General features: G+C 42.1%; 14 protein-coding genes and 2 tRNA genes. 13 read left to right on the top strand and 3 right to left on the bottom strand.

The window, feature by feature from the left end:
* Window positions 1-110 precede the first annotated feature (110 nt).
* The 6 genes from ACIFOD_RS16265 (at window position 111) to tsaD (ending at window position 3,185) form a co-directional block, all read left to right on the top strand.
* Window positions 111-184, top strand: a tRNA-Met gene (locus ACIFOD_RS16265).
* A gap of 134 nt (window positions 185-318) precedes the next feature.
* Window positions 319-395, top strand: a tRNA-Asp gene (locus tag ACIFOD_RS16270).
* A gap of 167 nt (window positions 396-562) precedes the next feature.
* Window positions 563-1,018, top strand: coding sequence for a tRNA (adenosine(37)-N6)-threonylcarbamoyltransferase complex ATPase subunit type 1 TsaE (tsaE, locus tag ACIFOD_RS16275; RefSeq protein ID WP_430315499.1), 456 nt, complete (start codon window positions 563-565; stop codon window positions 1,016-1,018).
* Window positions 1,015-1,713, top strand: coding sequence for a tRNA (adenosine(37)-N6)-threonylcarbamoyltransferase complex dimerization subunit type 1 TsaB (tsaB, locus tag ACIFOD_RS16280; RefSeq protein WP_430315500.1), 699 nt, complete (start codon window positions 1,015-1,017; stop codon window positions 1,711-1,713). Before tsaE ends, tsaB begins: the two co-directional genes overlap by 4 nt.
* A gap of 21 nt (window positions 1,714-1,734) precedes the next feature.
* The gene (gene rimI / locus ACIFOD_RS16285; protein WP_430315501.1) at window positions 1,735-2,172 is read left to right on the top strand and encodes a ribosomal protein S18-alanine N-acetyltransferase; all 438 of its coding nucleotides are present in this window, start codon (window positions 1,735-1,737) and stop codon (window positions 2,170-2,172) included.
* Entirely contained in the window at window positions 2,169-3,185 is a 1,017-nt protein-coding gene (tsaD, locus tag ACIFOD_RS16290) for a tRNA (adenosine(37)-N6)-threonylcarbamoyltransferase complex transferase subunit TsaD (RefSeq protein WP_430315502.1), read from the top strand. Before rimI ends, tsaD begins: the two co-directional genes overlap by 4 nt.
* A gap of 337 nt (window positions 3,186-3,522) precedes the next feature.
* Here the strand turns inward: tsaD and ACIFOD_RS16295 are convergent, their stop codons facing one another.
* Window positions 3,523-5,469: an ABC-F family ATP-binding cassette domain-containing protein gene (locus ACIFOD_RS16295; protein WP_430315503.1), complete on the bottom strand. Its 1,947-nt coding sequence runs from the start codon at window positions 5,467-5,469 to the stop codon at window positions 3,523-3,525.
* A gap of 189 nt (window positions 5,470-5,658) precedes the next feature.
* Between ACIFOD_RS16295 and ACIFOD_RS16300 the strand changes: the two genes are divergently transcribed.
* The 3 genes from ACIFOD_RS16300 to tatC are packed head-to-tail and all read left to right on the top strand — an operon-like array spanning window position 5,659 to window position 7,350.
* Window positions 5,659-6,336: a redox-sensing transcriptional repressor Rex gene (locus tag ACIFOD_RS16300; RefSeq protein ID WP_430315504.1), complete on the top strand. Its 678-nt coding sequence runs from the start codon at window positions 5,659-5,661 to the stop codon at window positions 6,334-6,336.
* A gap of 54 nt (window positions 6,337-6,390) precedes the next feature.
* A complete protein-coding gene (locus tag ACIFOD_RS16305) occupies window positions 6,391-6,561 on the top strand; it encodes a twin-arginine translocase TatA/TatE family subunit (RefSeq protein ID WP_044340658.1) in 171 nt (56 codons plus the stop codon).
* Between the two features lie 15 nt (window positions 6,562-6,576).
* On the top strand, window positions 6,577-7,350 hold the full coding sequence (tatC, locus tag ACIFOD_RS16310) for a twin-arginine translocase subunit TatC (RefSeq protein WP_430315505.1): 774 nt from the start codon (window positions 6,577-6,579) through the stop codon (window positions 7,348-7,350).
* Window positions 7,351-7,365: 15 nt separating this feature from the next.
* On the opposite strand, the gene ACIFOD_RS16315 is transcribed toward tatC, so the two are convergent.
* Together ACIFOD_RS16315 and ACIFOD_RS16320 are read right to left on the bottom strand one after the other, a co-directional pair.
* Complete coding sequence (locus ACIFOD_RS16315; protein ID WP_113971435.1) at window positions 7,366-7,572, bottom strand: YdiK family protein; 207 nt, start codon at window positions 7,570-7,572, stop codon at window positions 7,366-7,368.
* Window positions 7,569-8,312: a CPBP family intramembrane glutamic endopeptidase gene (locus tag ACIFOD_RS16320; RefSeq protein ID WP_430315506.1), complete on the bottom strand. Its 744-nt coding sequence runs from the start codon at window positions 8,310-8,312 to the stop codon at window positions 7,569-7,571. Before ACIFOD_RS16320 ends, ACIFOD_RS16315 begins: the two co-directional genes overlap by 4 nt.
* A 325-nt stretch (window positions 8,313-8,637) precedes the next feature.
* Between ACIFOD_RS16320 and groES the strand changes: the two genes are divergently transcribed.
* The 4 genes from groES (at window position 8,638) to ACIFOD_RS16340 (ending at window position 12,231) form a co-directional block, all read left to right on the top strand.
* The gene (gene groES, locus ACIFOD_RS16325; RefSeq protein WP_034766060.1) at window positions 8,638-8,925 is read left to right on the top strand and encodes a co-chaperone GroES; all 288 of its coding nucleotides are present in this window, start codon (window positions 8,638-8,640) and stop codon (window positions 8,923-8,925) included.
* 53 nt (window positions 8,926-8,978) lie between these two features.
* Window positions 8,979-10,616: a chaperonin GroEL gene (groL, locus tag ACIFOD_RS16330; protein WP_149157832.1), complete on the top strand. Its 1,638-nt coding sequence runs from the start codon at window positions 8,979-8,981 to the stop codon at window positions 10,614-10,616.
* A 204-nt stretch (window positions 10,617-10,820) separates the two neighbouring features.
* Window positions 10,821-10,973 carry a hypothetical protein gene (locus ACIFOD_RS16335; RefSeq protein ID WP_430315507.1) on the top strand — a complete coding sequence of 51 codons (153 nt, stop codon included), beginning with the start codon at window positions 10,821-10,823 and terminating at the stop codon, window positions 10,971-10,973.
* A gap of 64 nt (window positions 10,974-11,037) precedes the next feature.
* Window positions 11,038-12,231: an alanyl-tRNA editing protein gene (locus ACIFOD_RS16340; protein ID WP_430315508.1), complete on the top strand. Its 1,194-nt coding sequence runs from the start codon at window positions 11,038-11,040 to the stop codon at window positions 12,229-12,231.
* Window positions 12,232-12,618: the final 387 nt, after the last annotated feature.

Raw genomic sequence — 12,618 nt, forward strand, 5'->3', positions numbered from 1 at the left:
GAGTAGGACGTCGCCAGGCGAAATTATATTTTTTGCATAATCACTTTATTAGTGAAGCTGCATATAGTAGAATAGATAGTAGTAATCATCATAAGTAACATTTACATCGTCGCGGGGTGGAGCAGTTCGGTAGCTCGTCGGGCTCATAACCCGAAGGTCGCAGGTTCAAATCCTGTCCCCGCAATACCATTTTTGACTTAGAATAGTATAATCCTTGGTGAGTCACGCATGGATAGTTATTTTGACTAACGTCAAAGTAATGAAACCTATTTTGCTTACGCAAATAATGAAAGTTATTTTGCTGACGCAAAAAACTCTGGTCCGGTAGTTCAGTTGGTTAGAATGCCTGCCTGTCACGCAGGAGGTCGCGGGTTCGAGTCCCGTCCGGACCGCCATTATTGTTTATTCAAACGAAACTTTGTTTCGTTTTTTTTATTGTCTGTGACCACAACCTTTACTCTCATACCCGAAAAAGGGTAAACTACATATATACATTTTCCCTTAGGGTAACAAACGATCCTAAGGGTTTTTTATACTCTAAATGACGATTGAGGAGATTAACATGAATCAGTTTGAGATCATAACGACCAGTCCAGAGGAAACAGGCCAGTTTGCAGAGAAATTGGCAGCTCATTTGAAGCCTGGAGCTGTGTTAACATTAGAAGGTGATCTTGGGGCGGGAAAAACGACTTTTACCAAAGGGCTTGCCAAAGGCCTTGGTGTCACGAAGACGGTTAACAGTCCAACCTTTACCATCATTAAGGAATATAGGGGTCGTTTGCCTCTTTATCATATGGATGTATACAGGTTGGATGATTCCTTTGAAGATTTGGGATTCGACGAATACTTTGAAGGGGAAGGTGTGACCGTCGTTGAGTGGGCTCACTTAATTCAAGATCAACTTCCGGAAGAATTATTAAGTTTATCGATTTACCGGGAGGGCGATTCCACGAGAAGAATTGTGTTGAAGCCCTATGGTGATCGATATAGTGAATTGTGTAAGGAGATTGTGTCATGACGATATTATCGATTGATACCTCCAATTATCCGTTAGGCGTCGCGCTTATCGAAGAAGACAAAGTAATTGGGGAGTACATTACGTATATTAAGAAGAATCATTCAGTAAGAGCCATGCCGGCTATTGAACAATTGTTAAAGGATTGCGGGATTGAGGCGAATGACTTAACGAAGGTTGTCGTTGCAAATGGTCCGGGTTCCTATACAGGTGTCCGGATAGGGGTGACCTTGGCGAAGACCCTTGCATGGTCTCTCGGCATCCCCCTTATTCCAGTATCAAGTCTTGCGACACTGGCTTCCTCTGGACGATATTTTACAGGATATATTGTTCCCTTGTTCGATGCAAGAAGGGGACAGGTATACACGGGACTTTATGAGTTTCAGGGAGATCAATTAATTTGTGTGGAAGATGATTGCAACGTACTGCTGGAAGAATGGGTGACGAAGTTAAAAGATTTTAATAAAGATATACTCTTTGTCGGCAATGATGTTGCCCTTCACGAGAGCATGATTATGGAAGTCCTTGGAGATCAGGCAAAAATCGCTCCTTTTGTCAGTCATAATCCGCGTCCCTCTGAGCTTGCTTTTATGGGTAGTGGTCTGAAAGAGGCGTCGGCGCATGAAGTGCTCCCTAATTATATACGGATGGCTGAAGCAGAAGTGAAATGGCTGGAATCTCAAAAAAAATCTGAATAGAAGATAAGGGATCGTTAGAATATGGATATACGATTTATGACGGTTGATGATTTAGATGCTGTAATGGAAATTGAAGATCAATCTTTTAGCATTCCTTGGAGCCGGGACGCTTTCTTGAATGAGATCGAACATAACCACCTGTCTACGTATCTCGTTGCCGAGGTTGAAGACAAGCTTGCAGGATACTGTGGGGTGTGGCTTGTAGTGGATGAGGCTCATATCACCAATGTGGCTGTGCTCCCGGATTATCGGGGGCGGGGCTTGGGAGAAGGCCTCATGCGCAAGATCATGGGTATTGCGATTGAATTTGGAGCTCGTGTGATGACCCTCGAAGTCAGGGTATCCAATACAGCTGCACAACATTTATATCGAAAGCTCGGGTTTCAAGATGGAGGAATCCGTAAGCGGTATTATTCCGATAATCAAGAGGATGCTTTAGTAATGTGGGTGAATTTATGAAAAAAGATATGTTTGTATTGGGAATCGAGACAAGCTGTGATGAAACAGCTGTTGCGATTGTGAAAAATGGAACAGAGATTGTGGCGAACATTGTTTCGTCTCAGATTGAAAGTCATAAGCGCTTCGGTGGAGTCGTCCCTGAAATTGCTTCACGCCATCATGTGGAGCAGGTTACGTTTGTGCTGGAGGAAGCGCTTGAACAAGCTGGTTTGACGATGGACGAAATTGATTGTGTCGCCGTGACGGAAGGACCCGGTTTGGTGGGAGCCCTTCTGATTGGTGTCAATGCTGCCAAGGCACTCGCGTTTGCTCATAACAAACCTTTGGTAGGTGTCCATCACATTGCAGGACATATTTATGCAAATCGATTGGTGAAAGAGATGAGGTTTCCTCTGCTTTCATTAGTTGTTTCCGGAGGTCATACAGAGATAGTGTTCATGAAAGAGCACGGTTCGTTTCAAGTGATCGGGGAGACCCGGGATGATGCAGCCGGTGAAGCCTATGATAAAGTGGCCCGGACCTTGAGTCTTCCGTATCCTGGGGGACCCCATATGGATCGGTTGGCTCAGGAAGGGGAACCTAATCTTGATTTGCCCCGTGCATGGCTGGAAGAGGGTTCCTATGATTTTAGCTTCAGTGGATTGAAGTCGGCGGTTATTAACACGCTACACAATGCGAAGCAAAAAGGAGTAACCATTCATCCACAGGACTTGGCAGCGAGCTTTCAAGCCAGTGTGATTGATGTGTTAGTGACCAAAGCCGTTAAAGCGGTAAAGGAATATGGAGTGGAACAAGTATTACTTGCTGGTGGAGTTGCCGCCAATAAAGGCTTGCGTGCTGCCCTACAAGAAGCATTTGAAGGGGTGGAAGCGGAGTTGATCGTCCCTCCGTTATCTCTTTGTACGGACAATGCTGCTATGATAGCAGCTGCTGGAACGGTCTTATTCCAACAAGGAAAAAGAGGGAGCATGGATATGAATGCTCATCCTGGACTTGATATCGAGAACTTCTAAAAGGGAAAGCTTAAACGAAACTTCGTTTAAGCTTTTTTTATTATATCCAGTGATTGTTGATATCTTGTGAGTGAATGAGAGTAAAAAGGAACGAACATACGTTTTATCAACAGACTGTGGATAAAATGTTAGTAACTATATAAATGATGTGTACACTTTGTGAAAAAGATCTAGTGTTAATGACCTATTTTTTGGAAGTGTATGTGGATAACTCAAGTTATAATTGTGGATTATGTGGAAAACCTCTGTTAATAACGGATGAACGGGATTTGGATTGTGGATAATGATGTGGAATAAAAAAGGATTGGGGTCCAATAGTTATCCCCAATCCTGTGTATTACTGTTCTTCTTGAAGAATCTCCTCAAGTTCTGTCCATTCTTCCAATAGAGCATCAAGCTCTTCTTTTGCTTTTGTGAGAGAATCATTGATGTCCTGTACCTTTTCATGATCTTGAAAGACGTCAGGGTCACAGAGAAGATCCTCTTTTTCCTGGATGTCTTCTTCAAGAGCTTCCATGAGACCTTCGATTTCTTCTACTCTGCGTTTTCGTTGACGCTCAAGCTTTTTCGACTCTTTATCGATCTTATGGGACTGTTTTTGAGTCGTCACCTGTGAAGATACTTGTTCTCCTTGTTCCATCCGCTCGAGGGCAGCCAGCTCTTCCTGCTGTTGTAATTTCTCTACATAATAATCGTAATCGCCAAGGTATTCGGTCGATCCCTTTTTGGATAGTTCTACAACCTTTGTGGCAATTCGATTGATGAAATAACGATCGTGTGATACAAAGAGAATCGTCCCAGGGTAGTCAATCAAGGCATTCTCCAGCACTTCTTTGCTGTCTAAATCCAGATGGTTCGTCGGCTCATCCAGGATCAAGACATTCCCTTTTTCCATCATGAGCTTGGAAAGTGCCAAACGTGCCTTTTCTCCACCACTCAGTGTGGAAACAGGCTTTAAGACATCTTCCCCTGAGAATAAGAAGTTTCCAAGTACAGTGCGGATTTCTTTTTCCATTTTCATTGGGTATTCGTCCCACAGTTCATTTAAGACGGTCTTATTGGAAGATAGTTCGGCTTGTTCTTGATCATAATAACTAATCGAAACATTTGATCCGAATTTAAATGCTCCTTCTAGAGGGTGCAGTTTATTGACCAATGTTTTCAACAGAGTCGATTTCCCGATTCCGTTTGGACCTACAAGGGCGATACTGTCTCCCTTTTTAACAGAGAAGTCGATATGAGAGGAAACCTGTTCGTCTATTCCATATCCGATAGTAAGGTCTTGGACGTGAAGAACATCATTTCCACTTGGACGATCAATTTGAAAAGCAAAGTTGGCAGATTTCTCATCTCCAAGGGGTCTATCCATCTTGTCCATTCGTTCCAGCTTTTTTCGGCGGCTTTGGGCCATCTTAGTCGTTGAAGCACGGGCGATATTCCGTTGAATGAAGTCTTCGAGTTTAGCGACCTCCTGTTGTTGGCGTTCGAACATCTTGAGATCCTTTTCGTAGTCTTCTGCTTTCTGTTCAAGGTATTTACTGTAGTTACCCAGGTATTTTTTGCTTCGATTACGGGAAATCTCATACACTTGATTGACGACGCTATCCAGGAAGTATCGGTCATGGGAAACAATCAGGACGGCTCCTTCATAGCTTTGAAGGTATGTCTCAAGCCACGATAAAGTCTCAATATCAAGATGGTTGGTAGGCTCATCGAGAATGAGAATGTCAGGTCTGGTTAAGAGTAGTTTACCAAGAGCGAGACGGGTTTTCTGGCCACCGCTCAAAGTGGATATCTTTGTATCGTAATCGAAATCTGCGAAATTCAAGCCGTGAAGGACAGAGCGGATATCGGCTTCATATTGGTAACCTCCGGAATCCTTGAACCTGACCTGAAGCCCATCGTATTCTTTTAATACGCGTTGATAAAGCTCTTCTTGATCATACACCGAAGGATCGGCCATCTGCTGCTCCAATATTCTTAATTGCTTTTCCTGCCTCTGCAATTCCTCGAAGACGGTCAGCATTTCCGACCAAATGGATAGATCAGACTCCAAGCCGGTATTCTGAGCCAGGTATCCAATGGTAACCCCTTTTGGTTTCGTGATGTCTCCGGAATCATAGGAGAGATGTCCTGCAATTATTTTTAAAAGAGTCGACTTTCCTGCTCCGTTGCGTCCGACGAGAGCCACCCGATCTCTTGTCTGTATTTCAAGCTTAATATTTGATAGGATATTATCGGCACCAAAGTTTTTCGTTAGTTGATTCACTTGTAGTAGAATCATGACGTTTCACCTCTATTTCATAGTGCTAGTGTACCGTATTTGGGAGGTGAACGGCAATAAATCGACTATTAAACTTCGTACACTTAGGATAAAATATAGTGTATGATGGGTAGTAGAGTTTTAAATTCTGTATGCTTTCTATTTTGGAAGCGGTAACAGAGGTTTTGAATAGATGTGGGGGAATACAATATGAACCAGGATACAACGAAAATTCCACAGGCAACGGCTAAGCGCCTTCCGCTATATTATCGCTTTATCAAGAATCTGTACTCGTCGGGGAAGCAGAGGGTTTCATCGAAAGAATTGAGTGAAGCGGTGAAGGTTGATTCTGCCACGATACGCAGAGATTTTTCTTATTTTGGCGCGTTGGGTAAAAAGGGTTATGGATATAATGTCAATTATCTTCTATCCTTTTTTCGTAAGACATTGGATCAAGATGCCATTACGAAGGTTGTGCTGATAGGAGTAGGGAATCTCGGTACAGCGTTTCTTCATTATAATTTCATAAAAAATAATAATACTAAGATTGAAATGGCTTTTGAAGTGGATGAAAAGAAGGTTGGGACACAAATCAGCGATGTACCCGTTTATCATTTAGGTGATTTAGAAGAGGGTCTTGAGGGGCATGATATTGAAGTGGCCATTCTGACCGTTCCGGCATCTTCTGCTCAGAATATCACAGACCGATTGGTTTCTTCTAATATTAAGGGAATCCTGAATTTCACTCCTGCGAGATTAACGGTGCCGGACCATATTCGCGTCCATCATATTGATTTGGCAGTTGAGCTTCAATCACTGGTATACTTCTTAAAGCATTATTCAGAGGATGACACGGAAATGTCACAAGATGGAATCATATCCGAATAGAAAATGATTCGTATTTACGTTATGATAGAATGGTAAAAGAGGAGGTGTCTCATTATGTTAGGTGCAGGTAGTATCGTACTTATAACGGTTGTTGCTTTACTGATCTTTGGACCAAAGAAATTGCCTGAGTTAGGGAAAGCAGCCGGTAATACATTACGCGAATTTAAAAATGCAACAAAGGGCTTAGCAGATGATGAGGACGATAATAGTAAAAAAGCTAAGTAGGGTAGGATGAACGCCATGAGTCAAAGTCAAAGAGACATGACAGTCTATGAACATATAGGAGAATTGCAAAAACGACTCATGTTTGTAGTCGTTTTCTTCTTGTTAGCGGTAATCGTGAGCTTTTTTCTTGCGGAGCCGTTGATTCGATATTTGCAGCACGCGGATGAAGCGAAAGAATTGACGATGAACGCCTTTCGGATTACAGACCCTCTCAAAATCTATATGGAAATGATCATGTTTATTGCGATCATCATGACATCACCCATCATTCTATTTCAAGTATGGTCGTTCGTAAGTCCAGGCTTATATGAGAAAGAGAGGAAGGTAACGCTTAGTTACATACCGATCTCTGTCATTCTTTTCTTAGGTGGATTGTCATTTTCATATTTTATTTTGTTTCCATATGTTGTGAAATTCATGATGGGTTTATCAACCAATCTGAATATCCAGCAAGTGATTGGAATTAATGAATACTTTCATTTCCTGTTTCAAATAACCATTCCATTTGGATTTCTATTTCAACTGCCGGTTATTATGCTGTTTCTGACACGCCTTGGGATTATTACCCCGATGCTGCTGGCGCAAATGAGAAAAGTGGCGTACTTCATATTGTTGGTCATTGCAGCCTTCATTACACCACCGGATATCGTTTCGCATTTAATGGTGACCGTTCCTTTGCTTCTTCTTTATGAAATCAGTATTTGGATTTCTAAAATCGGGTATAAAAAGGTTTTAGAAGCAGAACAAAAGCTTGAAATGGAACAGTTCGAGGATAAAAATAAGGATTGATCATTTGATCAATCCTTATTTTTTATTCTCTATTTTCTTTTTGATTTTGAAATGCAGCAACACCATCCGCAACCCGGAACCAAAATCAAGGGTTGCCAGAAAGACAAGCATATAAGCGAAAAATCCCCAACCATCATCCTGTACATTTTGCACAGCAAAGTATGTGAAGAGCACACCGAGAAGGAGATAGATCACGCCTGAAAATAATGGTGATCTCCTCATAGAAATAATCCTCCAATAAATCCTTGTATTTGTTCAGCTTCGTTGATCATTTTTTCAATTTCATCCTTATAGATAGATTGCATTAGAACGACCGTTGTATTCATGGCAACATGGGCAAATATTGGAACCAGGATACGCTTCGTTTTGACATAAAGAAACGCGAAGGTAAAGCCCATAGCAGAGTACAAGATCACATGCACAGGCTCAAAATGAGCAAGGGCAAAGATAACAGAGCTGATTAACGCGGCGAAGAAGAAATTCATCTTCTCGTAAAGAACGCCGAAGATAATCTTTCTGAATACTATCTCTTCCAGTATAGGTCCGATGATTGCAGCGACCATCATGGATAGGGGTACCTTTTCAATAATGCTGATAATCATCTGAGTGTTTTCAGACCCCATCTCGATTCCCAGCGCATACTCGACTTGTATGGCGACGGATTGAGCAATGAACGCCATAAAGATCCCGACCACGGCCCATACGATGGAACTGCCTGCATTCATGGGAGCGGAACGTTCAAGTCCGGTGCTTGTTTCACTCTTCCTTAGAATGCCCCACACAACGAGCAACGTTAACGTAAAACTGATGATAAGCCAATATCCCGGAACAACACTTTTAACTGTATCTTCGGGTTGTCCAAGCGCATCTACACCAATCTTAAGTAATAAGGGGATGCCTACAATACTTGAAAGTTGCATGACAATATAGGTAATTAAGATATATCCGAAATGTTTTTTCAACGTTTGATCTCCTTTAGCACCTGTTAGATGAAGAACAACTTCATTTCATCTTGAACTCACTCTTGTACAATTCTACTAAGAAAAGAGGAACTGTTCAAATCTAAGGGTTTTGTTAGAATTGTCACACTTCAATCGATAGTAATAAAGCCATACGGGGAGGCATAGTATAGGAGGGTGTGAAAAAAAGAGAAATATGACGAAAAAAATTTCAAGCAGGACTCTTGCAAAATGAAAACGAATTAATTAATATAATAGTTGTGTTAGCACTCACAGTGAGCGAGTGCTAATAAATATCATTTACATAATTTCAAGGAGGTTGTTTCACTTGTTAAAACCACTAGGTGATCGCGTCGTTATCGAGCTAGTTGAGTCAGAAGAAAAAACAGCAAGCGGTATTGTGCTACCGGATTCCGCAAAGGAAAAGCCACAAGAAGGTAAAGTGATGGCTGTAGGTACTGGTCGCATTCTTGACAACGGTGAGCGCGTTGCTCTTGAGGTAGCTGTCGGCGATCGAATCATTTTCTCTAAATACGCTGGTACAGAAGTGAAATACCAAGGCACAGAATACCTGATCCTTCGTGATAGCGATATTCTGGCTGTAGTTGGCGAATAATCAAACTTCGTATATAAACAATACTTTATTTAAATAAGAGGAGGACTTTATCAATGGCTAAAGATATTAAATTCAGCGAAGAAGCACGCCGTTCCATGCTTCGCGGTGTCGATCAATTAGCAAATGCAGTAAAAGTAACTCTTGGACCAAAAGGACGTAACGTGGTACTTGAGAAAAAATTCGGTTCACCACTTATTACAAATGATGGTGTAACAATTGCAAAAGAAATCGAACTCGAAGATGCATTCGAAAACATGGGTGCGAAACTGGTTGCTGAAGTAGCAAGCAAAACAAATGAAATCGCCGGTGACGGTACAACGACTGCAACGGTCCTTGCTCAAGCGATGATCCGTGAAGGTCTTAAAAACGTAACAGCTGGTGCTAACCCTGTTGGCGTTCGTAAAGGAATCGAAAAAGCGGTTCAAGCTGCTATCGAAGAATTAAAAGTGATTTCTAAGCCAATCGAAGGCAAAGATTCCATCGCTCAGGTTGCGGCAATCTCAGCTGCTGACGAAGAAGTGGGTCAACTGATTGCAGAAGCAATGGAGCGCGTTGGAAACGACGGTGTTATCACGATCGAAGAATCAAAAGGTTTCACAACAGAACTTGATGTTGTAGAAGGAATGCAATTTGACCGTGGATATGCATCTCCATACATGGTGACTGATTCTGATAAGATGGAAGCAGTTCTTGAAAATCCATACATCTTAATCACTGACAAGAAAATCGGTAACATCCAGGAAGTTCTTCCTGTTCTTGAGCAAGTCGTACAACAAGGTAAGCCACTATTAATGGTAGCGGAAGATGTTGAAGGTGAAGCACTTGCAACGCTTGTTGTGAACAAACTTCGCGGAACATTCAACGCTGTTGCTGTTAAAGCTCCTGGCTTCGGTGACCGTCGTAAAGCAATGCTTGAAGACTTAGCGGTACTTACAGGTGGAGAAGTGATCACAGAGGATCTTGGACTGGACCTTAAATCTGCGAACATCACTCAACTAGGCCGCGCTGCGAAAGTAGTGGTAACGAAAGAAAACACTACTGTTGTAGAAGGCTCTGGAGATCCGGAAAAAATCGCAGCTCGCGTAAACCAAATCCGTGCTCAATTAGAAGAATCCACTTCTGAATTCGACAAGGAAAAATTACAAGAGCGCCTTGCTAAGCTTGCAGGTGGAGTAGCAGTCGTGAAAGTGGGAGCGGCAACTGAAACTGAGCTTAAAGAGCGTAAACTACGTATCGAAGACGCATTGAACTCTACTCGTGCAGCAGTAGAAGAAGGTATCGTTTCAGGTGGTGGTACTGCCCTTGTGAACGTATACAACAAAGTAGCATCAATCGAAGCGGATGCAGATGTAGCAACTGGTATCAATATCGTGCTGCGTGCTCTTGAAGAGCCAATCCGTCAAATCGCTCACAATGCAGGACTCGAAGGTTCTATCATCGTAGAACGTCTGAAGAAGGAAGAAGTAGGTGTCGGTTTCAACGCAGCTACTGGTGAGTGGGTCAACATGATCGAAAAAGGTATCGTAGATCCAACTAAAGTAACTCGTTCTGCACTTCAAAATGCAGCGTCTGTAGCAGCAATGTTCCTGACTACCGAAGCAGTGGTAGCGGACATTCCTGAAGAAGGCGGCGGCGGTATGCCAGATATGTCTGGTATGGGCGGCATGGGTGGAATGGGCGGCATGATGTAATCATCATCTCCCTATTCCTGGAGTTATCCAGATGAAAGTGGTCATTCCTTAGGGAGTGGCCACTTTTTTTGCGTTAAAAGAGTTGACGAGTTTAGAAAATCACCTGATAGGTAAAAAGTATGATTAAAAGACATCCGTAATGAAACTATTTACGTATGCTCCATGTGACTTCTACTTTCTAACTAAACCAAAGCAGGTGATAACGTGAATTATTCAATCATGAAATTAAGAACGCTGGTAGAACGGGTCATTGAAGGAGACGAACGGGCAAAGGAAGAATTCGAAAGGCGATGGGGAATTCCTTGGGAACAAGTAGGGACGGTACCGATATCCATTGATAAGAACCAAAGGGACTGAAATGGTTCTATCCATTCTTCTTATGATAAAGTATGGATAGAACAGTTCAGAAAGAGGGTTACCGATGACAGTCAAACAATACTATCAAGATGCCTATATGAAAAGCTTTCAAACATCCATTCAGGATCAGCAGCAGGATGAGTCAGGCTGGTACGTCGTATTAGAGCAAACAGCTTTCTACCCAACAGGCGGTGGCCAGCCCCATGATACGGGAACATTAAATCAACACCAGGTAATCAATGTGGAAGAAGTGAACGGAGAAATCCGTCATTACATAGAAGAGCCATTTGAAGATATTTCAGGGGACGTAAAAGGACAGATCGATTGGGACAGACGCTTTGATCATATGCAGCAGCACGCAGGGCAGCATATTTTATCTGCCGCGTTTGTGGAAACATTCCAATACGAGACGATCAGTTTTCACTTAGGGAAGGAGATTTTAACCATCGATTTGGATGTGAGTGATTTAACTGAATCGGAGGCTCTGGAAGCAGAGGCATCAGCGAACCGTGTCATTCGAGAGAGCAGACATATTGAAACAAGATGGGTAACAGGAGCGGAATTGTCCCAATATCCTTTAAGAAAGCAGCCAACCGTCACCGACGATATCCGATTAGTGATCATACCGGATTTTGATTACAACGGATGCGGAGGTACCCATCCCCGTTCTACCAGTGAAGTAGGAGCGATTAAGATACTCGATTGGGAAAAGCATAAAGGCCATATACGATTGCAATTTGTGTGTGGGAATCGGGTACTGGAGCAGTTGCACCGCAAACATGGTCTCTTAAGAGAATTGACCGGGGTATTGCAGGCTCCTGAAGAAAATATGATACCGGCCGTTGATCGATTAATAGCAAAACAAAAAGATCAAGAAAAGGCACTGGAAGGATTGAAGGAAGTTCTTTTGACGTATGAAGCAGAAGGTTTACTTGGAGAAGAAACTCTGCAAAAAGGACATACAGTGATTAAGAAAGCGTACGCAGAGCGTCCCATCCAAGAGCTCCAGAAAATTGCTCAATATATCGTCTCAAAGAGAGAAGATATGCTCGTTTTATTGGTCGTGCAAAATGATCAAAAACTCCAGCTCGTAGCGGCAAAGGGTTCGTCTCCAAGTGTTAACTTAAGGAAGATTGCTCAAAAGATCTTTCCTATGATTAACGGGAAAGGTGGAGGAAAGGAGTCGTTTGTGCAAGGCGGGGGAGAGGCTTTGATGAGTAAGGAAGAGCTTCTTGAAACATTAGTGAAACAACTTTAGAAAGTCTTCAGGAACATCAGGTAGGTCCTGACGACTGTTAAATTTAAAAGATACAGTAATTTGGAGTTAGAAGAAAATGATTTGAACATTTATGATTATAAGCTTATTACCCTTGCGATTGTGGAAATAACCTTTTGTGATGTCTAAATGAAAGATGGTTTCTGAATGAGGTCTCATGATTTTTAAACAAACGTTTGTTTAATCCAGTAGTAATAAAAAAAGTTTTCTTACCGCTATTGTTAATCTAATAGCGGTTTTTTCATACTCGAAAGAAGTATATTTCCACAATATAATCACATCCTTACTAAATGTGCATAAAATAAAGCATGTCCGACTGTTACTTTATTACTATTTTTAGGTAATGTAAATAATGGAAATTGGATAAAA

Source organism: Rossellomorea sp. NRS-1567 (assembly GCF_050467885.1).
In the GTDB taxonomy this organism is placed as follows: Bacteria; Bacillota; Bacilli; order Bacillales; family Bacillaceae_B; genus Rossellomorea; species Rossellomorea aquimaris_C.

What these genes read in the sequence shown, in the direction of transcription:
- tsaE (WP_430315499.1), top strand. Translation starts at nt 563, where the DNA reads ATGAATCAGTTTGAGATCATAACGACCAGTCCAGAGGAAACAGGCCAG.
- tsaB (WP_430315500.1), top strand. Translation starts at nt 1,015, where the DNA reads ATGACGATATTATCGATTGATACCTCCAATTATCCGTTAGGCGTCGCG.
- rimI (WP_430315501.1), top strand. Translation starts at nt 1,735, where the DNA reads ATGGATATACGATTTATGACGGTTGATGATTTAGATGCTGTAATGGAA.
- tsaD (WP_430315502.1), top strand. Translation starts at nt 2,169, where the DNA reads ATGAAAAAAGATATGTTTGTATTGGGAATCGAGACAAGCTGTGATGAA.
- ACIFOD_RS16295 (WP_430315503.1), bottom strand. Translation starts at nt 5,469, where the DNA reads ATGATTCTACTACAAGTGAATCAACTAACGAAAAACTTTGGTGCCGAT.
- ACIFOD_RS16300 (WP_430315504.1), top strand. Translation starts at nt 5,659, where the DNA reads ATGAACCAGGATACAACGAAAATTCCACAGGCAACGGCTAAGCGCCTT.
- ACIFOD_RS16305 (WP_044340658.1), top strand. Translation starts at nt 6,391, where the DNA reads ATGTTAGGTGCAGGTAGTATCGTACTTATAACGGTTGTTGCTTTACTG.
- tatC (WP_430315505.1), top strand. Translation starts at nt 6,577, where the DNA reads ATGAGTCAAAGTCAAAGAGACATGACAGTCTATGAACATATAGGAGAA.
- ACIFOD_RS16315 (WP_113971435.1), bottom strand. Translation starts at nt 7,572, where the DNA reads ATGAGGAGATCACCATTATTTTCAGGCGTGATCTATCTCCTTCTCGGT.
- groL (WP_149157832.1), top strand. Translation starts at nt 8,979, where the DNA reads ATGGCTAAAGATATTAAATTCAGCGAAGAAGCACGCCGTTCCATGCTT.
- ACIFOD_RS16340 (WP_430315508.1), top strand. Translation starts at nt 11,038, where the DNA reads ATGACAGTCAAACAATACTATCAAGATGCCTATATGAAAAGCTTTCAA.